Consider the following 206-nt stretch of genomic DNA (forward strand, 5'->3'; position numbering starts at 1 on the left):
CTGGGTATTGCTGGTCTGGCTTTCACCGGTGGTGTGTTCGCCGGTCCGATCGCCGGTCACGTCGAGTCCGCGCACGCGGCCACGGCCGGGAAGCCGGTTGCGGTGGCGAGTGTGCAGGGTGAGCAGTCCACGATCAACCTCAACGACGAGCAGACGGCCAACGTCAAGGCGATCATCGCCGCGACGAAGAAGGCTGGCCTGCCCGA

General features: G+C 66.5%; 1 pseudogene. It reads left to right on the plus strand.

Annotation, left to right across the window (positions count from 1 at the left end):
• Positions 1-206: pseudogene (locus ACLQ2W_RS34125) on the plus strand (hypothetical protein); the annotation flags it as partial.

The organism is Micromonospora sp. DT227 (assembly GCF_049841835.1).
Taxonomy (GTDB): Bacteria; Actinomycetota; Actinomycetes; order Mycobacteriales; family Micromonosporaceae; genus Micromonospora.